Genomic DNA, 22,355 nt, shown 5'->3' with positions numbered 1-22,355 from the left:
TGCGGCCTAGTGGAAATTGCGGCCTTCGGGCAGAGCAGCATAGGCGGCCCGGCGGGCCTTTTCGATTTCCAGCATCGCCTTGTGGTCGCGACCGGGCTGGGGGCCTGAGCGGCCTTCATCGCCGCGCGCCAGTATCCTGTCGCCAATGTCCTGGCCATGCGCCAGATCGAGCAGATGATGTGTCATGTCGGTGAGCTGTTCGGCGATGATATGCACCACCAGTCCCTCGCGCTGGAGTTGTCCGCGCACCGCGAGCAGGCGGGCGCCCAGCACGGTCTTGCGATTGGCTTCAAAGGTTTTTGGCCAGATCACGATATTGGCGATACCGGTTTCGTCCTCGAGCGTGGCAAAGATTACCCCGCTGGCCGTGCCCGGTCGTTGGCGCACCAGGACCAGCCCGGCCACTTCGATGCGGCTGCCCGGTTTGACATTGAGCAATTGATCGCAGCGCGTGGTGCGGCGCGCTTGCAGCATGGGTCGGATGAATTGCAGCGGATGGCCCTTGAGCGAGAATGACAGGGTCGAATAATCGTGAATGACCTCCTCGCCGGGCAGCATTTTGGGCAGGCCGGTTTCGCTGTCGACATCGGTCTGGACGCTGCCGGCGGCAACAAATAGCGGCAGGGTATCGGCGCCATGAGTGCCGATCAGCCCCTTGACCGCCCAGAGCGCTTCGCGGCGCGACAGGCCCAGCGAGGCAAAGGCGTCGGCGCGGGCGAGTTTTTCGAGACTGGCAATGGGCACCTGGGTGCGCAGCCAGAGATCGCGCACCGAGTCATAACCGGCGCCACGGCGGGCCACGATGCGGTTGATGTCGGCATCGGCCAGCCCCACGGCATGGGTGAGGCCCAGACGGATCGCCCTGGTGGCATGGACATGGTCAGCCATGGATTGGTGCTGGGGCCAGAGATGGTCGCGGGCGGGGCGGCTATCGCCTTCGAGCACGCATTCGAGATCGGACAGGTTCACATCGACCGCGCGCACCTCCACGCCATGCTCGATGGCATCGCGGATGATCTGGGAGGGAGCGTAGAACCCCATGGGCTGGCTGTTGAGCAGGGCGGTGGCAAACACATCGGGGTAATGGCATTTGAGCCAGCACGAGGCATAGACCAGCAGGGCAAACGAGGCCGCATGGCTTTCGGGAAAGCCATATTCGGCAAAGCCCTGGATCTGGGCGAAACAGTTCTTGGCGAACTCTTCGGGGTAGCCATTGGTGCGCATGCCGGCGATGAATTCCTCACCGAACTGGGCGATCTTGCCAGTGCGACGCCAGGCGGCCATGGCGCGGCGCAGGCTGTCGGCCTTGCCGGGAGAAAACCCGGCGCCGACAATGGCGATCTGCATGGCCTGTTCCTGAAACAGTGGAATGCCCAGCGTGCGCCCCAGCACGCCCTTGAGCTTGTCATCGTGATAGATGGCCGGCTCCAGCCCCTGCCGCCGCCGCAGATAGGGATGGACCATATTGCCCTGGATCGGACCGGGTCGGACAATGGCCACCTCGATCACCAGATCGTAGAATTTTTCCGGCTTGAGGCGGGGCAGCATGCTCATCTGCGCCCGGCTTTCGATCTGGAACACGCCCAGCGTGTCGGCGCGCTGGATCATGGCGTAGACCTCGGCCTTTTTGGACGGGTCGGGATCGATTTCCTCGGCGAGCAGATCGACCAGTGCCAGCGACTGGCCATAATGGGTCTGCATCAATTCGAAAGCGCGGCGCAGGCAGCTGAGCATGCCCAGCGCCAGCACATCGACTTTGAGAATGGCCAGGGCGGCAATGTCGTCCTTGTTCCATTCAATGATGGTGCGGCTGTCCATGGCAGTCTTGGAGATCGGCACCAGACTTTCGAGCGAATCGCGGGTGATGACAAAGCCCCCCACATGCTGGGACAGATGGCGCGGGAAGCCGCGCAGCACTTTGACGACCTCGAACATCTGGGCCAGCGTGGGATCATCGGGGCTGAGCCCGATGGTTGTCAGCTCCCCCAGATCGATGCCGGCGCCCCAACCCCATTGCAGGCCGTTGAGCGCGGTGACGGTATCGTCAGAGACGCCGAACACCTTGGCGGCCTCGCGCATGGCCGATTTGGAGCGGTAGGAAATGACATTGGCGGTCAGGCCGGTGCGTTTGCCGCCATATTTTTTGTAGATATAGGCCATCACCTCTTCGCGCCGTTCATGCTCGAAATCGACGTCGATATCGGGCGGTTCGTCGCGTTCGGTGGAGATGAAACGGCCAAACACCAGGGAGCTGGTTTCGGGGTCGACCTCGGTGATTTCGAGACAGAAACACACCGTGGAATTGGCGGCCGAGCCGCGGCCCTGACACAGGATCTTGCGCTCATGGCGGGCGAACATGACGATGTCATGCACGGTCAGGAAATAGGCGGCATAGCGTTTGTAGGCGATCAGGCAGAGCTCGGACCAGATGGCGCGACGGGTCTTGTCCGATACCCCGTTCGGATAGCGCCTGGCCGCGCCGGCCCAGGCCAGCCGCTCCAGGGTCTGCTGGGCGGTTTCGCCATTGCCGATGGTCTCTTCGGGGTAATTGTATTTGAGCTGGTCGAGCGAAAAATCGATGCGGGCTATCAGCTTCTGGGTCTGGTGCATGGCGTCGGGATAATCGGCGAACAGCCTGGCCATTTCGCGCGGCGGCTTGAGGTGGCGTTCGGCATTGGCGGCCAGCTGCCAGCCGGCGGTTTCGAGCGTCAGATGCTGGCGAATGCAGGTCACGACATCCTGGACCATGCGGCGGTTGGGCTGGTGATACCGGACATCATTGCTGGCCAGCATGGGCGCGTTGTGGCGTCTGGCGAGCTGGTCGATGCGGTTCAGACGCGCCCGGTCGGTGCCATCAAAGCGCGTGGCGGCGGCGACCCAGACGCGGCCTGGTGCCTGTTGGTTCAGCGTGGCCAGCGTCTGTTCGGTCAGGCCCCAATCGGCTTCATCGGGCACCAGAATGAACAGCTGCCCCTGGGCATGGTTTTCCGTTGCCCCCTGCTCGGTGGTCGAGCCGGGATGGCCGGCGCCGAACAGGTCCGACAGATAGAGCACCGGCTTGCCCTTTTCGCCGCGCTGATTGCCGATGGTCAACAGCTTGCACAACCGGCCATAGGCCAGCCGGGTGCTGGGATAGGCGATGATGTCGGGTGTGCCATCGGCAAAGCACAGCCGCACGCCCACCAGATAGCGAAAGCCGGGAGGCGCTGGCTCCATGTCGCGGGCGGCCACATAGCCGCGCACCACCCCGGCAAAGCTGTTGCGGTCGGTCAGGCCAAAGCCGTTCAACCCCAGATGGGCGGCGGCATTGACCAGCTCCTCGGGGTGCGAGCCGCCATGCAGGAACGAGAAATTGCTGGTCGAGACCAGTTCGGCAAAGGGAGGGGCTGGCGGCCGGGGGCGTGACGGTGCCGCCACGGGCGCCTGCATCAGGGTGATCAGATCGCTCATGCGAACAGGCCGTGCAGATACCAGACCGGGCTGGCATCGGGGACATAAAGCCCTTCGCGATAGATCCAGAAGCGACGGCCCATGGCGTCTTCGGCGACATAATAATCGCGGGTGACGGCTGAAGGATTGAAACGCTCAAGCTGGGGCACATAGGGCGGTGCCTTGGGCTTTTCGCCGGGCTTGGGCGGGCGGGGGATTTCGGGCGGGGCCAGTTGCAGGCGCTGGCCACTGCGCCACCATTCAGCCCCCAGTCGTTCGGGCCCGGCAGCCTTGGTGATGCGATAGCTGACGCGGCGCCAGATCATCGAGGCAGGCAGGCCATCGGGCACTTCGGCATTGATGGCGATGGGTTCGGGCACGGGTAGCAGGCGCAAGGGGCGCTGCAGGGATGGGCCGGGCTGGTTGGCGGGGGTTGCCGCATGCACCATGGCCGGTACCAGCCGAGCGGCGCGCTCGGGAATATGGGTGGCCACGAACTGGGTGCGCAGCACGGCCATGGTGCCCAGCCGGCTGCTCATGCGGTCCTGCAGCTGGATCAGGTCGGCAGCGCCATCATCGGTGGCAAAGGCGCCCAATTGGGTGCCATCTAGCTCGCCCACCGAGCTGACGGCCAGCCGGATCATGTCGATGCCGAAACCGGCATCATATTCGCCCGAGAGCCGCTCGGCGCGATGGGCGAACAGCTTGGCGATATGGGCGGGGTCGCGGGTCAGCCGCGCCGAATTGACCGAGAGCGCCATCACCTTGTGATCGACGCGATAGAGAAACAGATGAAAGGTCTGGGCCCCGAGCCCTTCGGCCTGCAATTGATGGCCCAGTTGCACGGCCAGATCCTGGGCGGTCATCAGCACATCATCGAGCAGGCCGATGGGTTCGGGAAAGCGCCGTTCGGCGTAACGTTCGGCAATGGGCAGGCGCGGCGTCATACGCTCCTCGAGTATGCCATAGGCCTGATCGAGCCGGGTCAGCAGGCTGATGCCGAAGCGGGCCTGTAGCGACTTGCGGTCGCGCGGGCGCAACTGGGCCAGGCTGGTCAGCCCCATCTGGGTGAGCCCGGCGATCTGTTCGGGGCTCAATCTGAGCGCGCCTACGGGCAGGGCGTCGAGCGCAGCGCTGAGGGCTTCCTCCTGGACCACCTGGCTGCGGGCGAAATGGCTGACCGCCCAGGCGGCGCCAATGGTGGGGGCGATGGCGCCAGCCACGGTATAGCCCAGCGCGCGCAGCCGGGTGAGCAGGGTGATCAGCATGGCGCGTTCGCCGCCGAACAGATGGGCGACCCCGGTAATATCGAGCACCAGATCGCCGAACCTGGCGACATCGCCCAGCACGGCGACCAGCGGGCTGGCATTGGAGTGCCAGTCAGCGAAATCGGCAAAGGCCGCTTCGAGCATGGGGCGGTCGATTTCGCGTACGCTCAGATCGGGCAGCATGGCGCGGGCGTCGGCCAGGTTCTGGCCCAGACGCAGACCGGCCCGACCCGCCTCGATATCCATGGCGGCGAGCCGCAGGCCGCCCTTGATGCGTTCATAGAGCACCAGCGGACCGCTCAGGGTCGGGTCAGCCCGCTTGAGGTAGTCGGTTGGCCAATGGGGCAGGAACAGGCTGAGAAAGCGGCGTGTCGGCCGCAATGACATAGGGGCGGCGGGCCGCATCGCGTGTGGTAAGTCCATCTTGTGTCCAGCCCAGAAGCCATTGGGTTTGAGAATCGCGGAGCACCCCTTTCTCCAATTGCACCTGCCAGCGCGGCGCGCCGGGGGCCAGGGCATCAAAGCGCCGGGCGGCGCTGAGCACGGGGGTGACGCGCCAGCGCAGATGGGCGGCGCTGGCTTCGCGGCCCGTGCCATAGCGCAACAGCAACATGGAGCTGCCGGCGCTGGTGGTGCGCAGACCCAGTCGACGGCTGGCGGTGAAATCGAGCATTTTTTGATGGCCGGCAATGTCGGCGACCACGGCGGCCACGGCGCGACAGGCAATGGCTTCCTCGGCGGCCCAGAGCAGTTCGGTCATATTGGCGGCGCGCACCAGCACCAGCGCATCGGGGTCAAAGCCGAAGCTGATCAGGCCCGGCCCATAGGGCAGCCCCATTTCCTGCCCCTCCTTGGCCAAGTGCAGATAGATCACCCCCGGGCGGCTGGTACTGATCAGGCTGCGGGCCTGGGCCAGCGCGAAACCAAGCGCCGCGCCGGTGTGGCGGCGCTCATCGGCAAAGACCTCCTGGAGCAGGCCGCCAGCGGGCATGGGGAAACCGCTGGCATCGTTGCGCAGCAGCGGACGGGCCTCGGCCAGTGCCGGCTTGCGCTCGATATCGGCAATGGTATCCCGCAGCGCGGCAAGGCGCTGTTGGCGATCCGGCAGGGCCATGGATCGTGACCTCGTATGTGAACAAACAGGGAACAATTAGACTCCGAATCTGATCAGAGTCGAGTCCTTTTTCCGCCAGACAGGTCAGGTGCGGGTGTGGCCATTGCGCATCAAACCCGGTCAAGAGCGCGTGAGGCAGGCAACTGACCATTGAGGAAATGACTTTGATCGCTAAGTCTGGGCGTGCGCGCTTCTCCCGGCGCGCCAAACCCATCGCTGATCCGTCGTTCCCCGAAAGAGGCCTGCCGCCATGTTCGAGGCCATTACCCGCCTGTTCAACAAACCCGAAGCACGCGACAGCCATGATCCCAAGCTGTCGGTGGCGGCGCTTTTGGTACATCTGGCGGCTGTTGATGGGCAGATGAGTGACGCCGAGCGTGTCATCATCAAAGGCGCCCTGATGGACCACTATGATCTCGACGAGGGCAATGTCGAACAATTGGTCAAGGAAGCGGCGCTGCGCGATGCCGAGGCGGTGGATTTCTACAAGTTCACCTCGACGCTATCGTCGCTGGAGCTGGAAGATCGCCTCGAAATCATCCGCATGATGTGGACCGTGGTGTTTGCCGACAGCAAGAACCACGAGTTGGAAGACAATATGGTCTGGCGCGTGGCCGAGCTGATCGGCGTCTCCAGCCGCGACCGCACCATTCTGCGCCAGCAGATCGGCAAGGCCGAACAGGCCTGATCGTCTGCCCCCAAAACAAAACAGCCCCCGGATCGCTCCGGAGGCTGCATAAACTCAGCGCTGAACTGCCAATCAGGCGGCTTTGCGCTCGACCATCATCTTTTTGATTTCGGCGATGGCCTTGGCCGGGTTGAGCCCCTTGGGGCAGACCTTGGCGCAGTTCATGATGGTGTGGCAGCGATAGAGCTTGAAGGGGTCTTCAAGATCATCGAGACGCTCCTGGGTGGTCTCGTCGCGGCTGTCGATCAGCCAGCGATAGGCCTGCAGCAGGGCGGCGGGGCCGAGATATTTGTCGCCATTCCACCAGTAGGACGGGCACGAGGTCGAGCAGCAGGCGCACAGAATGCACTCGTAAAGCCCGTCCAGCTTGGCGCGTTCGGGCACGGACTGGGTCCATTCCTTGTCCGGGGTGGGCGAGGTGGTCTTGAGCCAGGGTTCGATGGCGCGGTGCTGGGCGTAGAATGTGCTCAGGTCGGGCACCAGATCCTTGACCACCGGCATGTGCGGCAGCGGATAGATCTTGATGGGGCCCGAGCTGTCATCCATGCCCTTGGTGCAGGCCAGGGTGTTGAGCCCGTTAATGTTCATCGAGCACGAGCCGCAAATGCCCTCGCGGCAGGAGCGGCGCAGGGTCAGCGTGGCGTCGACCTTGTTCTTGATCCAGAGCAGGCCATCGAGAATCATCGGGCCGCAATCGTCGAGATCGACGAAATAGGTGTCGATGCGCGGATTGGCGCCGCTGTCGGGGTCATAGCGATAGATATGGTACTCGCGCAGCCGCTTGGCATTGGCTGGCTTGGGCCAAGTCTTGCCTTTGGTGGGCCGGTCGGCCTTGGGGAGCATCAGTTCGACCATGGTGCGGTCTTCCTTCTTAACGCACGCTGTTCAACACAGCGGGAAACTCTAGTAGTCCGGCTTGCAGACCTGATTGGATTTGGCGACGTAGGTATTGTAGGCCACGAAGTCGCTCGAGGCCGGGGTGCCGCCCTTCATCGAGGCGATCACCACCCCCATGAAGCGTTCGTCGATCAGCGTCATGGCCGCCTCGGCCTTGCAGCTGCACAATGCTTGATTCTGCGCGATGCCCATGCAGACCGAATAGAACTCGTCCTGCTGGGCCTTGGTTGGTGATGCGGCCAAAGCGGGTGCGCTCAGCAGGCCCAGCAGGGCCAGAACGGCTATCGGTTTCATCGCAATTCCTTCCGGATCATCATCTTGAGGCCCGACCAGGTCTGGTCGACAGCGCAAACCTTGACGTCCACCAGCCCGAGCGGCAGCAGCACGTCGCGGATCACGTCTTCGGTGATGTCAGTGGCGACCTTGGCGGCCTTTTTGGGCCAGCTCACCCAGAGCATGCCATTGCGGGCCATCAGGTCCATCAGACGCTGGGCCAGATCCTCGAGCACGGCGCGGGCGGTGGTGAACAGGTGAATGACATCATAGCCGGGGGTGGCCCCGTCCAGATCGCTGGCAGCACGCTGGCTGACCTCGCCGAAGTCACGCACCGTCAGCAGGTTGGTGGCGGCATCAGGCAGGTCGATGAACAGCACGCGCTGCCCATCTTTCAGCCCCAGCTTCTGCGCCAGGGGTGTGCCCGAATATCCGGCCGCGTGGGTCATCAGTAAACGCGTGCCTTTGGTGCGATCTTCTTGAGGTCGATGCCGCCTTCGCTTTCGGGGGTCAGCGGATCGAGATGGACCGGCCGGTAGTCGAGCTTGACGGCGCCGGTCTCGATATCGATGCGGGCCAGCGTGTGCTTGCGCCAGTTGACGTCATCGCGGCTGGGGAAGTCCTCATGGGCGTGGGCGCCACGGCTTTCCTGGCGGGCTTCAGCCGAGACAACGGTGGTCATGGCGTTGGCCATCAGGTTCTCAAGTTCGAGAGTCTCGACCAGGTCCGAATTCCAGACCAGCGAGCGGTCGGTGACGGCGATGTCCTTGAGTTGACCGTAGATTTCGCTCATCGCCTTGACGCCGGAGGCCAGGGTATCGGCGGTGCGGAACACGGCAGCGTCGCGCTGCATGGTGTTCTGCATGGCGTCGCGAATGGCGGCGGTCGGCTTGGATCCCGAAGCGTTGCGCAGGCGATCAAAGCGGGCCAGGATCTTGTCGTCCTGGGCCTTGTTGATGGCCGGGATCGGTGAGGCGCGATCAATCACCTTGCCGGCGCGGATGGCGGCGGCACGGCCGAACACTACAAGGTCGGTCAGCGAGTTCGAGCCGAGGCGATTGGCGCCATGTACCGAGGCGCAGGCGGCTTCGCCCACGGCCATCAGGCCGGGCACGACGGCATCGGGATTGTCCGCAGTGGGGTTGAGCACTTCGCCATGATAATTGGCGGGGATGCCGCCCATATTGTAGTGCACCGTGGGAATGACCGGGATCGGCTCGCGGGTCAGATCGACACCGGCAAAGATCTTGGCGCTTTCGGTAATGCCGGGCAGGCGCACGGCCAGCACCTTGGGATCGAGGTGATCAAGGTGCAGATAGATATGGTCCTTCTTGGGACCAACGCCGCGGCCTTCGCGGATTTCGAGCGTCATGCAGCGCGATACCACGTCGCGCGATGCCAGATCCTTGGCATTGGGCGCATAGCGCTCCATGAACCGTTCGCCTTCGGAATTGGTCAAATAACCGCCTTCGCCGCGGGCGCCTTCGGTGATCAGCACACCCGCGCCATAAATGCCGGTGGGGTGGAACTGCACGAATTCCATGTCCTGCAGCGGCAGGCCGGCGCGCGCGACCATGCCATTGCCGTCGCCGGTGCAGGTATGGGCCGAGGTGGCCGAGAAATAGGAGCGACCATAACCGCCCGTGGCCAGCACGGTGGTCTTGGCGCGGAAGCGATGCAGGGTGCCGTCATCGAGCTTCCAGGCAATCACGCCTTCGCAGGCGCCATTGTCACCCATGATCAGGTCGAGCGCGAAATATTCGATATAGAATTCGGCATTGTGGCGCAGGCTCTGGCCATAAAGCGTGTGCAGAATGGCGTGGCCGGTGCGGTCGGCAGCGGCGCAGGTGCGCTGCACTGGTGGACCATCACCGAATTCGGTCATGTGACCGCCAAAGGGGCGCTGATAGATCTTGCCGTCATCGGTGCGCGAAAACGGCACGCCGTAATGCTCAAGCTCATAAATGGCCGCAGGAGCCTCGCGCGCCAGATATTCCATGGCGTCATTGTCGCCCAGCCAGTCCGACCCCTTGACGGTGTCGTACATGTGCCATTTCCAGCTGTCGGGGCCCATGTTCTGCAGCGAGGCGGCAATGCCGCCCTGGGCTGCCACGGTGTGGCTGCGGGTGGGGAAGACCTTGGTGATGCAGGCGGTGCGCAGGCCCTGTTCGGCCATGCCCAGCGTTGCGCGGAGGCCCGCGCCGCCGGCGCCCACCACCACCACGTCGAATTCGTGGTCGATGAGTTCGTATTGCGCCATGGTCACTAACCCCAGAAGACGAGCTTGAGAATGGCGGCCAGTCCGGCCACCGCGATAAGAAGAGAAAAGGCCGTGTTCAGGCTCATCAGCAGACGGTAGGTGGCGCCGTGGAAATAGTCTTCCAGCGTGTCACGCATGCCGTTGCGCATGTGGATGGCCACAATCACCAGCAGGGCCGCCAGCGGCAAGCCGATCCAGGCATTGCCGATGGTGGCGACCATGTCGGGGCGATCCTGCCCGGCCAGCCGCAGCACGATAAAGGCCAGAAAGCCGACGAACACGATATTGATCGCGCCGCTTACCCGCTGGGTGATGAAGTGGCGGGTCGAGGCTTTGGCATTGCCGTATTTGGTCTTGGGATCGGCGATGACGGCGTCAGAAATACGGTCGGTCATATCAGGCCACCCACACAAAAACGGTCCAGACCAGCAGGGTCAGGACAATCGAGCCAACCAGATTGGCCCAGGCCAGGGTTTCGCGCTGGCCCGGTTCCATGCCGATGATGAAATCCCAGATGAAGTGGCGGATGCCGCCCAGCATGTGGTGCAGAATGGCCCAGGTGTAGCCGAAAAGCACAAGCTGGCCGAACCAGCTGCCAAACAGCTCATTGACCGGGTTGAGCGCTTCCTGGCTGATCGCGGCAGCGCCGAGCCAGAGCACCAGCAGCGCGGTGCCGGCATAAAGGGCAATGCCGGTGGCGCGGTGGGCGATCGACATCGCCATGGTGATGGTCCAGCGATAGATCTGGAGATGGGGAGAAAGTGGGCGGGATCGAACCGTCATGGGGCCTCGCTGGCGGTTAGGAAACACCGCTGCAGTTTGGAATGGTTCGAGACTTCTAGCGCCCAAAGGTTACAAAATCAAAGCGGTTAACCCAAAACGGCCTGCAACTTTTGGCGGTAAGCGCACTTTGTTCGTATAGCGCACGTGATGTGCGCGGTGTGGACAGGCAATGGGTTCAATTGGTGGGGTGCCAAATAGCCTTGGTTGTCCATCGACTACTATCGCCATCATCAATCCAGACGAGAACGAGGCCCCGCCAAGAGTAAGCTCTGCGTTGGAACTTAACATAGATTTTTTACCAGTTTGTGGGAGATTTTCATCTAGGAGCGCGAGCTCAATTCAATCGGAATCACACAAAATGGCCCTCCCTTTCTCCACGCAGGCAATACGATCAAGCGTGGCCACCAAGATCCTGTTGTCGACGGCTGCGGTGGTCGTTGTCTGCTTTGCCGTCCTGTCGGTTTATAATGATACCCGCAATAGCGCGGCTACCGAGGCCAATGTCCTGGCTGATATGACCGGCACCGGTGCATTGACGGCTCAGGCCGTGGGCAACTGGTTTGAGGGCCGGACGCTGCTGGTGGAATCTGCCAATGAATCGGTGGCCAGTGTGCCAAGCGGGGGCGCGGTGGCCCAGGCGTTCAATCGACAGGCGCTGGTCAGCAACTTCATCAACACCTATTTCGGCGCCGAGGCGGATGGATCGTTCAGCGCCTATCCGCCGATTGAACTGCCCGCGGGCTACGATCCACGCTCCCGCCCCTGGTACCAGAATGCGGTTGCCGCCAAGGGCACTATTCTGACCGATCCCTATGCCGATGCTTCCTCGGGCGAGTTGACTGTGTCGCTGGCCACCCCACTAATCAATGGTGGCACAGTGGTGGGCGTCACCGGCGCAGATTTCGGCATTACTGCACTGGTCGAAATGCTGGCCAAGGCTCAACTGGCTGGCAATGGCCATGCCTTCCTGGTCAATGAGGCGGGCACTATTCTTGTGCATCGTGACGGCACGCTGGTCGGTCAATCCCTCACCGACGCTTTCGGTACCGCCCCTGCCATGACCAGTGCGGTGACCGAAGCGACTGAGGCCGACAGTACCCGTCTGGTCAATTTTACCGCGATTCCGGGTCTGCCCAACGTCAAATGGTATGTCGGCCTGTCGCTGGACAAGGCGGTTGTCTATGCCGATCTGTGGTCGGCACGCTGGGTGGCCGTTATCGCCACTGTCCTGGTGGCAGTCTTTGCCGTGGTGCTGATTGGCCTGGTACTCAGCCGCGTGGTGTCCACGCCGCTGACCCGCATGACCGGCAGCATGAAGCGCATTGCCGAAGGCGATTATGATGTCGAGGTCGACTATGCCGAACGCGCCGACGAAATCGGTGCGATGGCCCGCGCCGTGGAGGTATTCCGCGAGAATGGTCGTCGCATCGCCCATATGACCGAGGCCGAGGCCGCGCGCATTCTGGCCGATCAGGAAAACCGTACTGCGATGATGCAGGATCTGCAGAAATCCTTTGGCACCGTGGTGGACGCTGCGATCGATGGCGATTTCAGCCGTCGCGTCGATACCCAGTTCCCCGATGCCGAGCTGAACGGGCTGGCCAGCAGCGTCAACGCGCTGGTCAATTCGGTCGATTATGGCCTCAAGGAAATCGGCGTGGTTCTGGCCGCCATGGCCCAGGCCGATCTTACCAAGCGCATGACCGGCGAGCATCGCGGGGCGTTTGCCAAGCTGATGACCGACACCAATGCCGTGGGCGACAAGCTGGCCGGTGTGATCGGGCAGTTGCGCGGTACTTCGGGCGCACTCAAGACCGCCACCGCCGAAATCCTCAGCGGTGCCAACGATCTGAGCGAGCGGACCACCAAGCAGGCGGCCACGATTGAGGAAACCTCGGCGACCATGGAGCAGCTCGCGTCCACGGTGCTCGACAATGCCAAGAAGGCCGAAACCGCCAGTACCAAGGCGCTGGAAGTCTCGCGTGCCGCCGAGGACGGTGGCGCGGTGATGACCCAGGCCAATGGCGCCATGGAGAAGATCACCAGCTCCTCGGCCAAGATCTCCAATATTATCGGCATGATCGACGACATCGCCTTTCAGACCAATCTGCTGGCGCTGAACGCGTCGGTGGAAGCGGCCCGGGCGGGCGAAGCCGGCAAGGGCTTTGCCGTGGTGGCGGTGGAAGTTCGCCGTCTGGCGCAGTCCGCCGCTCAGGCGTCCGCAGACGTCAAATTGCTGATCGAACAGAGCGCTGGCGAGGTCTCGGGGGGCTCCAAGCTGGTGGCAGAGGCAGCCAACAAGCTGACCGCAATGCTGGCAGCAGTGCGCGAAAACAACGCGTTGCTGGGGGGAATTGCCCAGTCCAGCCGCGAGCAGGCTTCCGCCATCGAGGAGGTCAATATCGCCGTGCGCACCATGGACGAGATGACCCAACACAATGCAGCACTGGTCGAAGAGATCAACGCAGCCATCGAGCAGACTGAATCGCGCGCCAGCGAACTCGACCAGGTGGTGGAGGTCTTCACACTGGCCGATCGTCCGGCCGCTCGCGCTGCCCGTACAGCGCCGGCTGCCCCAGCACCGTCGCGCTCTGGCAATCCGGCGACAGCCAGGGCCTCGCGTGCCTATCTCAGCCAGGGCAATGCTGCGATCGCCACCGAGTGGTCGGAGTTCTAGGCGTCCTTCTGGTTGGCAGAATACGAAAGCCCGCTTCAGCCGAAGCGGGCTTTTTGCTGCCTTGGAAAGCCGGTCACGTCTCGCGGGTATCCCCAAGCTGACGAAGCGGTGTTTCAGCCTGCTCAAGGCTAGCCCTATGCCGTGGAGTGCGGCATAGCTGGGCCAACACAGTCGGAGCCCGCATGTCCAATCACGTCAAGATCAACTCCGTCACCAAGCTGAGCCACAATTGGGGGAAATTCGATAATTACGAGGTGACCCATGGGCGGCGTGATGGTGGCAGCCAGACGGTGATCCGCGAGGTCTATGATCATGGCAGCGCGGCAGCCGTGCTGGCCTATGCGCCGGTCCAAAAGACTGTGCTGCTGACGCGCCAGTTCCGCCTGCCGCCCCATCTCAATGGCGATCCGGCCTGGCTGATCGAGGCGCCGGCCGGTCTGCTGGATGGCGAAGAACCCGAGATCGCCGCGCAGCGCGAGGCACTGGAGGAAACCGGGTATGCGATCGACAGGCTGGAATTCCTGTTTAACGCCTATATGAGCCCCGGTTCACTGACCGAAAAATGCGCCTGCTTTATCGGCCACTACACGCCCGGTCAGCAAAGCCATGCCGGCGGCGGTCTGGACGATGAGGGCGAGGACATCGAAGTGCTCGAACTGGACTTTGAAAAAGCCATCGCCATGATCGGCAGCGGCGAGATTGCCGATGCCAAGACCATCCTGATGCTGCAGGGCCTGGCCCTGCGCCTGGCCAGGGGCGACAGCGCCTAGACGCACCTAGTACTCGCTGAGTTTCTTGTCGGGGTCATAGGGCTGATCCTTGGCGGGGCGGGTGACCGCCTGACCGGCGCGCATCTTTTTGTTGTGCGCATCAAAGGCATAGGTGGGGCCGCCATGCAGCTGCCAGCCTTCGGAAAGCGCCTTGGTGACCTTGTGGCAGAAGCTGGCATCGTCCTCGCCAGTCAGAAACCGATAGATAAGCATGCATGCCCCCAATGCACGGGCGTTGCACGCGCCCGATTGATCTTGTCGCCTCTTAGCGCTAATCGAGATTTCATGCACCGTTTTCCTGACTACCTGCTCAAAGGCCACGCCAACTTCATAGCGGGCCGTTATACGCGCGAAAAAGAGCGCTATCGGGATCTGGCAACCATCGGCCAAAGTCCCACCACCATGATCATCGCGTGCTGCGACAGTCGCGCGGCACCTGAAATGATCTTTGACAGTGCGCCGGGCGAATTGTTCGTGCTGCGCAATGTGGCCAATCTCGTGCCGACATATCAGCCCGATGGCGGCCAGCACGGTACCTCGGCTGGCATCGAATTTGCCGTCAAGGGGCTGGGTATCTCCAATATCGTGATCATGGGGCATGGTCGCTGCGGCGGTATTTCGGCAGCGCTCAATCCCGCGCCCAGCCCGCTGCATAGCGGCGACTTCATCGGCAAGTGGATGAGCATGCTGGGCGGGCTGCCTGATCAGGTCGGTCAGAACGATCTGATGACGGCCAGTGAGCGGCAGACGGCGCTTGAGCGCATCTCGATCCGCAATTCGATCAATAATCTGCGCACCTTCCCCTATGTGGCCGAACTTGAAGCCGAGGGCAAAATGGCGGTGCATGGCGCCTGGTTCGATATCTCGTCCGGCGAATTGTGGATCATGGATAGCGAGAGTGGCGACTTCGTGCGTCCCGAGCTGTGATCCCGACCAGTCGATAGACAACACAAACGTGCACAAGGCAGTGCTGTGGCGCGCGCAAAGTTGCGTGCCCAGTGGCTTCACGCGCGCGTGATAGGCGGTGACTTGCCCAATAGTACGTGTTTCCCGGGTGTGTTGCTGCGCGTTGCACTTTGACTTCAAAATACGATTGCGTGATCTTAAGACCAGTCGAGATGTACGGGCAAAATTCACAAGAATAAAGCCGCGCCTTATTATTGCTCGAACTGCCCGAAACTTGCCCGATATTTTTCCTGCGGCTGTCTCAATTCCAACTTTTGCCAGCCACAATGGGTGAGCATTGTCTGTGGCACGGGCTGCTTGAGGGCAGCGCGTCGGGGGCCGGATAACCGGTCACCGTTTTTGCCTCAATATTCGGAGCCACCTGCAATGAAAAAGATCGTTCTCTCCACCCTCGTCGTCCTTGGCCTGACCGGCGCTGCCTTTGCCCAGGAAGCCACCGACTTCGTCGCCGTTGATACCGATGCGAGCAACGCAGTGTCGTTCGAAGAAGCACAGGTCGCCTGGCCCGACCTGACCGTGGAAGCCTTTGCTGCTGCCGATACCGACGGCAATGGCGAGCTTTCGGCCGAAGAATACGGCTTGCTGGCCTCGGCTGCCCCCGCCGCCATGTAAGCCGAGCGCCCTTTTTGGGCGTTGCGAAGCCACTCCGAGCGATCGGGGTGGCTTTGTCGTTTCCGGGGTCAGAGCAACGGCGTCGCGCGGGCTCTTAGGAGCGTCACCAGCAAGCCGGCGATCACCAGTACCGCCCCGGCGATTTCGATCGGGGTGATGGTTTCGCCCAGCACCAGATAGCCCGAGGCCAGCCCGGTAATGGGCACCAGCAGGGTAAAGGGGGCGACGACAGAGGCGGGGTGCTGGCCCAGCAGCCAACTCCAGATCGCCATGCCCAGCAGGGTTGCCGGATAGGCCAAAAAGGCGATCAGTCCGGCATCGCCCCAGCTGAAACCGAGCAGGGCGGCTGAAACGGCGCCGGGGCCTTCATTGAGCAGCGATAGCGCCAGCAGCGGCAATGGGGCGACCAGCGCGCCCCAGACCGTCAGCGAGACCGGATCAACCTTGCCGGCCTTCTTGATCAGGATATTGGCACAGCCCCAGCAAAGCGCCGCCATAAGAGTCATGCCCAGCGGCAGCAGGGCGGTGGCACCGAGCCGTTCGGTGCCGATTACCGCGATGCCGGCAAAGGCGATGGCGGCGCCGATGATCTGCACGCGACGCGGCCGTTCCCCGAGCAGGAAAAAGGCTAGCGCCATGGTGAAAAAGGCCTGGGTCTGCAGCACCAGCGAGCTGAGCCCGGCCGACATGCCCCAGGCCATGGACAGGTTCAAAAAGCCATAGAGCCCGACGCCAAAGGCAAAGCCATAGGCGATCACCAGATACCAGGCCACCTTGGGCGGCTTGATGAAGAATACCAGCGGCACGGCAGCAAAGGCAAAGCGCAGCGCGGCGGCCAGCAGCGGTGGCAACGCGGCAACGCTGAGCTTGATGACCACGAAATTGAAGCCCCAGATGGCGACCACCAGCAGGGCCAGGGCGATATGGCGAATGGGCATCAGGCCACCCGCAGCCGCGCCCACAGGCGCGGTCCGAAGACGTTGAGCATCAGGCCGGCAAAGATCAGCAGGCTGCCCAGCATTTCCAGCGGGGTCACCGCTTCACCCAGAAACACAAAGGCCGCCGCAAAGCCGACCACGGGCACCAGCAGGGCAAAGGGCGCCACCATGCCTGCGGGATACTTGCCCAGCAGGATGGCCCAGCCACCATAGCCGAGCAGGGTCGAGCCATAGGCGATGAACAGCACCGAGAAAATTGCCTGCGGGCTGATGAAGGGCAGCGCCAGCAGCGGGCCGGGGCCCTCCAGAATCAGCGAGATGGCCAGCATGGGCAGCGGCGGAATGAGGCTGCCCCAGATCACGAAGGCAAACATGTCGACCTTGCCGGCGCGCTTGGTGACGATATTGGACATGGACCAGAACAGCGAGGCAACCAGCGTCATCAGGAACGGGATCAGCACGGCGCTGCCGATATGCTCGCTGCCAATGGTGGCCAGCCCAATCAGCGCCAGACCGGCGCCGGCAATGCGCAGCGGGGTAGGGCGTTCACCCAGCAGCAGGGCAGCCAGCGCCATGGTGAAGAACACCTGCATCTGCATGACCAGGCTGGCCAGCCCGGCGGGCATGCCCAGACCCACCGCAGAAAACAGGAAGCTGAACTGCAGCACGCCCACGGTCATGCCATAGGCCAGCAGCAGACCCCAGCTGACATTGGGACGGCGGATGAAAAACACGGCGGGCAGGGCGCAGCCGATATAGCGCAAGGCGGTCAGCAGATAGGGGGAAACTTCGTCGACGCCCCATTTGATGGTGACGAAGTTCAGGCCCCACAGCGTGACGACGCCCAGGGCGAGCAGCAGATCGCGAAGCGGCATGAAAACCTGCGCACAAGGAGAATTGGCGTGGCCTTAACATGCTGGTGTTCCCGACGAAACCAGAAAGCGGCGAGACCGGTGCCTGTTGGTGTGGTCACCCCGGCCGGACCGGGGTGACCAAGCGTATGGCCTAGGCGGCGTCGCGGGGCTTGAGGCCCAGCTCGATCAGCGTTTCAGCAATCTGGATGGTATTGAGCGCGGCGCCCTTGCGCAGATTGTCCGAAACAACCCAGATATTGAGGCCGTTTTCGATAGTGGCATCTTCGCGGATGCGGCTGACGAAGGTCTCGTATTCACCCACGCATTCAACCGGGGTGGTGTAGCCACCGGCTTCGCGCTTGTCGACCACGGCAACGCCGGGTGCTTCGCGCAGAATGTCACGCGCTTCATCGGCGCTGATGGGGTTTTCGAATTCGAGATTGATGGCTTCGGAATGGCCGACAAACACGGGCACGCGCACGGCGGTGCAGGTCACCTTGATCTTGGGATCAAGGATCTTCTTGGTCTCGGCCATCACCTTCCACTCTTCCTTGGTCGAGCCGTCTTCCATGAAGACATCGATGTGGGGAATGACGTTGAAAGCGATCTGCTTGGGGAACTTGCCGGGGGTCGCCGTATCGTTGACGAAAATGCCCTTGGTCTGGTTCCAGAGCTCGTCGACGCCTTCCTTGCCCGAGCCGGAAACCGACTGGTAGGTCGAGACGACGACGCGCTTGATCTTGGCAAAGTCGTGCAGGGGCTTGAGCGCCACCACCAGCTGAGCGGTCGAGCAATTGGGGTTGGCAATGATGTTCTTGCGATTGGCATTGGCCAGCCAGGCCTCAAGCGAGGGGCCGTTCACCTCGGGCACGATCAGCGGCACATTGGAATCGTAACGCCAGAAGCTGGAATTATCGATCACGATGCAGCCACTGGCGGCGATGCGCGGGCCCCAGTTCTTGGAAATGTCCGAACCGGCCGACATGATGGCGAAATCGACGCCCTTGAAGTCAAAGTCATCAAGGTTCTTGGCCTTGAGGATCTTGTCACCATAGGAGATTTCGCGACCAGTCGAACGCGAGGAGGCGAGTGCGATCACCTCGGATGCGGGGAACTTGCGCTCCGCCAGAATATTGAGAACTTCACGGCCCACATTGCCTGTGGCACCGACGACAGCGACGCGATAGCCCATTTTTGGAACTCCAGTCCCTTACCATTTTCGCCCCCGCGCAACCCGGTGGGTTGCGGCCATTCGGATCAGCCTCTCCCCGTCGGGAGACGACCCGGGGAAAAGCGTCAGGCGGTTTTGGTGGTTTTGGTCATGAGCGCAGCGACACCCAAGGCGGTGAGCCGGGTGGTTGCCAGATCAGCAATTTGAAAAACGCTGCGCATCAAGTGACTGCTTGTTTGGAAAAAGCAGGCGAAGTCATACTCCACTGTAGGAATTAGTCAATGGCTGGGCCCCGACAGCGACAGGGGGTCACTGAAGTCACTGGCCATTGCGCGTACCCGCCATCAGGGCGTACTGGGGCGCCATGCGCCTGTTTATTGTCGACACCCTCGCAACCATCATCTTTTTCACCATCATAGCGACCTTCACAGAGCTGGTCATTGCGGGCATGGCGCCGGGTCAGGTGCTGATCACCCGCGCCATCATGGTGGTGATGATGGCGTTGACAGGGCGGCTGTACGCCGCCTGGCGCGACTGGGTGTTTGCCAGGATGCTGCCACGCCGGCGGATCGGCCGGGCCGTTGTCGATGTCGTGGCCTTCATGGCTTTTCAGGTGCCGCTCTACGCGGCAACGCTGGCGCTGGCCGGGGCGGATCCGGGCAAGATCATAACCGCGCTGGGCTCGGCCACGCTGTTCATGCTGACCCTGAGCCGGCCCTTTGGGCTGTTTCTGGAGTGGGTGCGTCGCCTGACCCATGTGGTGATGCCCGCCCAGCGCTGATCATGCCCCCCTCGGCGCAGCACCAGCCTGGTTTGGCCGCTCACGGTTTGCCCCGGCGCAGCCGCAACAGCGCTGTGATCACGCTTGGTGTTGGCAGGGGCGCTGGCTTGCACTAGACCGGGCGCCACCACAGCGCACAGGACTGCCCCCATGCCCCATTATGATGTCGTCATTCTTGGCGCCGGCGCTGCCGGCATGATGGCCGCCATCGAAGCGGGACGACGCGGTCGTTCGGTTCTGGTGGTGGATCACGCCAAATATGCCGGTGAGAAAATCCGCATATCGGGCGGTGGGCGCTGCAATTTCACCAATATCAACGCCACTATCGACAAGGGACGTGACCGTTTTGTCAGCGCCAATCCGCGCTTTGCGCTGTCGGCGCTGAGCCGCTACACACCCGAGATGTTCATTGCGATGGTCAAGGATCACGGCATCAGCTTCCATGAAAAGACGCTGGGGCAATTGTTCTGCGATGGCCCAGCCACCCAGATCAACACCATGCTGCTGCACGAAATGCGCAAGGCCGGCGTCACTCTGGTGCTTGAGACCAGCGTGGAGGCGGTGGATCGGGGCACTGACGGGTTCTCCCTGCAGTTGAGTACCTCCTCGATCACTGCCGAAAGCCTGATTGTGGCCACGGGTGGCAAGTCCATTCCCAAGATGGGGGCCAGCGGTCTGGGCTATCAGCTGGCCAGCCAGTTCGGCTTGCGGCTGACTGAAACCCGACCGGGTCTGGTGCCGCTGACCTTCGAGACCGGGGCGCTGGAAAAGCTCAAGGAACTCTCGGGCATCGCCACCGATGCCATTGTCAGCCATGGCAAGACGGCGTTCGAAGAGGCTTTGCTGTTCACCCATCGCGGCTTGTCGGGGCCGGCGATCCTGCAGATTTCGTCCTATTGGCGCGAAGGCGATACCATCACGGTTGATCTGCTGCCGCATGAGGATGCAGGCGAAAAGCTGCGCGCGGCACGCAAGGCCACACCCAAGCTGCAGGTGCAGACCGTGCTGGGCAGTTTCATGCCTAAAAAGCTGGCGCAATTGCTGGGTGAGGCGCTCGATATGCCCGGCATGATCGGAGATTTTTCCGACAAGAAGCTGGCCGTGGTCGAAGCGATTCTCAAGGCATGGACGCTCAAGCCCGTCGGCTCGGAAGGCTACCGCACCGCAGAAGTCACGCTGGGCGGTATCGATACGCGCGATCTCGATGCCAAGACCATGGGCGCCCGCGATGTGCCGGGATTGTATTTCGTGGGTGAAGTGGTCGATGTCACCGGCTGGCTGGGTGGTTATAACTTCCAGTGGGCCTGGGCCTCGGGCTGGGCCGCCGGGCAGGTCGCCTAGAAGCGTTTCCAGCAAAACTGGCCACGGTTTTGCGGTTGGGAAACGCGGCAAAACAAGAACGAGGGCATTTTCATCGTTTCGATGAAACGGTGAAAATGCCGCTAGAAGCGGAAGCCCAGACGTACGCCGATATTGGTATTGGCGCGGTCCGGGGTGCCACAAGCGCCGAAATCGGGCAGGTGTTCCACTGTGCCGATCAGCGATGTGCCCGCGGGCAGGTTGACGCCCACACTGGCGGCGACACGCCCGCCCACACTGCAGCCGAAATTGCGCGCGGGGTCGCCTTGGGGCGCGCTGAGCAGGCTGGTATTGGCAACGCCACCCAGGCTGGCTTCAACAAAGACGGGAGTGACCGGGGCCTGCAGGGTCCAGCTCAAACCGGCATAGCCATAGGATGGCTGGCCGCGAAAACTCAGCGTGGCACCCAGATGCGGGCGCAACTCGCCCAGCGGCATCCAGGCGTTCAGGTCGGGCGCGGTAAACAGCAATTCGACATTGGCATCGCTGATGGAACTGGGGTCGAGCAGATCGGCGCTGTCGCCGATACCGCGGGCGGTCAGACCACCGCGGATTTCGGGCAGGATATTGACCTGGGCCATGGCCGGCAGGGTCACCGCGCCCAGGGTCAGCGCGACCAGCAGGAACTGGGTGGCAGTGCGGATCATGGCGAATTCCCCCGGTTAAAGGGTAATAGGGCCGGTCATGGCCGAGATAGGCAAGATTTGAGTAAAATTGTCGCTAAGGGTTCGTTAACGCCGCGAACCGGTTGCTAGAACTTCCAGCCGACGCGAACACCAACATTGGACAGGCCCTGATTCATGTCGCACCAGCCATTATTGGACGTGTGCTCATAGGTCAGTGTGGCCGTCACGCTGTCGCTGAGATGGGCGCCCACGCCGTAGCGTTCGTAGAAATTGAGGCGACAGCCAAAATTGGCATAGCGCGTGGGGTCGGGCGAATTGGTCAGATAGCCATTGTGCACGGCACCACCAAAAGCACCCTCGAGATAGAACGGGGTATCGAAGATGGGCAACTGCCAGGTCAGGCTGAGATGGAGCAGGCTGTCCTGACCATCCAGGTTGAGCGTGACGCCCAGATCGGGTCGTGGGGAGCCGATCCAGCGGAACGCTTCGATATCGGGCGATTTGAACAGGACGTCAAAGCTGATGTCTTCGATCTGGTCGAGCTTGTATTCCCACGGCTTGGCAAACAGGATATAGCTGACATCATGGGCGTGGATGCCGAAGCGCAATTCGTCGACAATATCGGCAAAGGGTTGCGGCGTGGTCAGGCTCTGGGCCTGCGCAACTGCACTGCACAGGGTCGAGGCGGCAATGGCAAAAGCGGCGATATGCAGTTTCGTCACGGCGTCTTCCTCGTTGATGGACACAGTAAAAGACGCAGTCTGGCTATCGAGTCAACGCAAGGGGATGAAATCGCCCCATAAAGTGACCATGTGTCGGACAGGTGACTCGCTTTCATCGTAATTTGACGATAGAAGACGCGCACATCCTCCAAACCCATGTGATTGCC

Annotated in this window: 22 protein-coding genes; 7 read left to right on the top strand and 15 right to left on the bottom strand. The window is 62.2% G+C overall.

Going from position 1 to position 22,355, the window contains the following annotated elements; all coding sequences use genetic code 11:
- Positions 1 to 6: 6 nt before the first annotated feature.
- The 3 genes from KD146_RS16410 to KD146_RS16400 are packed head-to-tail and all read right to left on the bottom strand — an operon-like array spanning position 7 to position 5,811.
- Entirely contained in the window at positions 7 to 3,450 is a 3,444-nt protein-coding gene (locus KD146_RS16410) for an error-prone DNA polymerase (protein WP_249327932.1), read from the bottom strand.
- Positions 3,447 to 5,084 (bottom strand): Y-family DNA polymerase, encoded by a 1,638-nt coding sequence (locus tag KD146_RS16405; protein WP_212659910.1) that lies wholly within the window; start codon positions 5,082 to 5,084, stop codon positions 3,447 to 3,449. Before KD146_RS16405 ends, KD146_RS16410 begins: the two co-directional genes overlap by 4 nt.
- Positions 5,008 to 5,811, bottom strand: a complete 804-nt coding sequence (locus tag KD146_RS16400; RefSeq protein WP_212659909.1) for a hypothetical protein — start codon at positions 5,809 to 5,811, stop codon at positions 5,008 to 5,010. Before KD146_RS16400 ends, KD146_RS16405 begins: the two co-directional genes overlap by 77 nt.
- 250 nt (positions 5,812 to 6,061) lie before the next feature.
- Between KD146_RS16400 and KD146_RS16395 the strand changes: the two genes are divergently transcribed.
- Positions 6,062 to 6,499, top strand: coding sequence for a tellurite resistance TerB family protein (locus KD146_RS16395; protein WP_212659908.1), 438 nt, complete (start codon positions 6,062 to 6,064; stop codon positions 6,497 to 6,499).
- Positions 6,500 to 6,571: 72 nt separating this feature from the next.
- Here KD146_RS16395 and KD146_RS16390 read toward each other — a convergent pair whose 3' ends face one another.
- Genes KD146_RS16390 through sdhC form a run of 6 tightly spaced genes read right to left on the bottom strand, consistent with a single transcriptional unit; the run spans position 6,572 to position 10,712 of the window.
- Positions 6,572 to 7,354, bottom strand: a complete 783-nt coding sequence (locus KD146_RS16390; RefSeq protein ID WP_212659907.1) for a succinate dehydrogenase iron-sulfur subunit — start codon at positions 7,352 to 7,354, stop codon at positions 6,572 to 6,574.
- Positions 7,355 to 7,402: 48 nt separating this feature from the next.
- The gene (locus KD146_RS16385) at positions 7,403 to 7,690 is read right to left on the bottom strand and encodes a hypothetical protein (protein ID WP_212659906.1); all 288 of its coding nucleotides are present in this window, start codon (positions 7,688 to 7,690) and stop codon (positions 7,403 to 7,405) included.
- Positions 7,687 to 8,118, bottom strand: coding sequence for a DUF3052 domain-containing protein (locus KD146_RS16380; RefSeq protein WP_212659905.1), 432 nt, complete (start codon positions 8,116 to 8,118; stop codon positions 7,687 to 7,689). Before KD146_RS16380 ends, KD146_RS16385 begins: the two co-directional genes overlap by 4 nt.
- Positions 8,118 to 9,929 carry a succinate dehydrogenase flavoprotein subunit gene (sdhA, locus tag KD146_RS16375; protein ID WP_212659904.1) on the bottom strand — a complete coding sequence of 604 codons (1,812 nt, stop codon included), beginning with the start codon at positions 9,927 to 9,929 and terminating at the stop codon, positions 8,118 to 8,120. Before sdhA ends, KD146_RS16380 begins: the two co-directional genes overlap by 1 nt.
- A 5-nt stretch (positions 9,930 to 9,934) precedes the next feature.
- Positions 9,935 to 10,324: a succinate dehydrogenase, hydrophobic membrane anchor protein gene (gene sdhD, locus KD146_RS16370; protein ID WP_212659903.1), complete on the bottom strand. Its 390-nt coding sequence runs from the start codon at positions 10,322 to 10,324 to the stop codon at positions 9,935 to 9,937.
- A gap of 1 nt (position 10,325) precedes the next feature.
- On the bottom strand, positions 10,326 to 10,712 hold the full coding sequence (gene sdhC, locus KD146_RS16365; RefSeq protein ID WP_212659902.1) for a succinate dehydrogenase, cytochrome b556 subunit: 387 nt from the start codon (positions 10,710 to 10,712) through the stop codon (positions 10,326 to 10,328).
- Between the two features lie 397 nt (positions 10,713 to 11,109).
- On the opposite strand from sdhC, the gene KD146_RS16360 reads away from it, so the two are divergent.
- Together KD146_RS16360 and KD146_RS16355 are read left to right on the top strand one after the other, a co-directional pair.
- On the top strand, positions 11,110 to 13,389 hold the full coding sequence (locus tag KD146_RS16360; protein ID WP_345790843.1) for a methyl-accepting chemotaxis protein: 2,280 nt from the start codon (positions 11,110 to 11,112) through the stop codon (positions 13,387 to 13,389).
- Positions 13,390 to 13,571: 182 nt separating this feature from the next.
- Positions 13,572 to 14,159, top strand: a complete 588-nt coding sequence (locus tag KD146_RS16355; RefSeq protein ID WP_212659901.1) for an NUDIX domain-containing protein — start codon at positions 13,572 to 13,574, stop codon at positions 14,157 to 14,159.
- A 6-nt stretch (positions 14,160 to 14,165) separates the two neighbouring features.
- Here KD146_RS16355 and KD146_RS16350 read toward each other — a convergent pair whose 3' ends face one another.
- Positions 14,166 to 14,372: a DUF1737 domain-containing protein gene (locus tag KD146_RS16350; protein WP_212659900.1), complete on the bottom strand. Its 207-nt coding sequence runs from the start codon at positions 14,370 to 14,372 to the stop codon at positions 14,166 to 14,168.
- 72 nt (positions 14,373 to 14,444) lie between these two features.
- Here KD146_RS16350 and KD146_RS16345 point away from each other — a divergent pair, with 72 nt between their 5' ends.
- Positions 14,445 to 15,086, top strand: coding sequence for a carbonic anhydrase (locus KD146_RS16345; protein ID WP_212659899.1), 642 nt, complete (start codon positions 14,445 to 14,447; stop codon positions 15,084 to 15,086).
- A gap of 405 nt (positions 15,087 to 15,491) precedes the next feature.
- Entirely contained in the window at positions 15,492 to 15,737 is a 246-nt protein-coding gene (locus KD146_RS16340) for an EF-hand domain-containing protein (protein ID WP_212659898.1), read from the top strand.
- 68 nt (positions 15,738 to 15,805) lie between these two features.
- Here the strand turns inward: KD146_RS16340 and KD146_RS16335 are convergent, their stop codons facing one another.
- The 3 genes from KD146_RS16335 to KD146_RS16325 all read right to left on the bottom strand — a co-directional run bounded on the left by KD146_RS16335 (position 15,806) and on the right by KD146_RS16325 (position 18,721).
- Positions 15,806 to 16,675 carry an EamA family transporter gene (locus KD146_RS16335; protein WP_212659897.1) on the bottom strand — a complete coding sequence of 290 codons (870 nt, stop codon included), beginning with the start codon at positions 16,673 to 16,675 and terminating at the stop codon, positions 15,806 to 15,808.
- Complete coding sequence (locus KD146_RS16330) at positions 16,675 to 17,550, bottom strand: EamA family transporter (protein ID WP_212659896.1); 876 nt, start codon at positions 17,548 to 17,550, stop codon at positions 16,675 to 16,677. Before KD146_RS16330 ends, KD146_RS16335 begins: the two co-directional genes overlap by 1 nt.
- Positions 17,551 to 17,680: 130 nt before the next feature.
- Positions 17,681 to 18,721 carry an aspartate-semialdehyde dehydrogenase gene (locus tag KD146_RS16325; RefSeq protein ID WP_212659895.1) on the bottom strand — a complete coding sequence of 347 codons (1,041 nt, stop codon included), beginning with the start codon at positions 18,719 to 18,721 and terminating at the stop codon, positions 17,681 to 17,683.
- A 343-nt stretch (positions 18,722 to 19,064) separates the two neighbouring features.
- Here KD146_RS16325 and alaE point away from each other — a divergent pair, with 343 nt between their 5' ends.
- Complete coding sequence (gene alaE, locus KD146_RS16320) at positions 19,065 to 19,481, top strand: L-alanine exporter AlaE (protein WP_212659894.1); 417 nt, start codon at positions 19,065 to 19,067, stop codon at positions 19,479 to 19,481.
- 150 nt (positions 19,482 to 19,631) lie between these two features.
- Complete coding sequence (locus KD146_RS16315) at positions 19,632 to 20,822, top strand: BaiN/RdsA family NAD(P)/FAD-dependent oxidoreductase (protein ID WP_212659893.1); 1,191 nt, start codon at positions 19,632 to 19,634, stop codon at positions 20,820 to 20,822.
- 101 nt (positions 20,823 to 20,923) lie between these two features.
- Here the strand turns inward: KD146_RS16315 and KD146_RS16310 are convergent, their stop codons facing one another.
- Entirely contained in the window at positions 20,924 to 21,487 is a 564-nt protein-coding gene (locus KD146_RS16310) for a hypothetical protein (RefSeq protein ID WP_212659892.1), read from the bottom strand.
- Between the two features lie 104 nt (positions 21,488 to 21,591).
- Entirely contained in the window at positions 21,592 to 22,188 is a 597-nt protein-coding gene (locus tag KD146_RS16305) for an acyloxyacyl hydrolase (RefSeq protein WP_212659891.1), read from the bottom strand.
- Between the last annotated feature and the right edge of the window lie 167 nt (positions 22,189 to 22,355).

The sequence above is a fragment of the Devosia litorisediminis genome (assembly GCF_018334155.1).
In the GTDB taxonomy this organism is placed as follows: Bacteria; Pseudomonadota; Alphaproteobacteria; order Rhizobiales; family Devosiaceae; genus Devosia; species Devosia litorisediminis.
The sequence above is the reverse complement of the archived record's forward strand: the minus strand, read 5'-3'. Positions and strand labels throughout refer to the sequence as shown.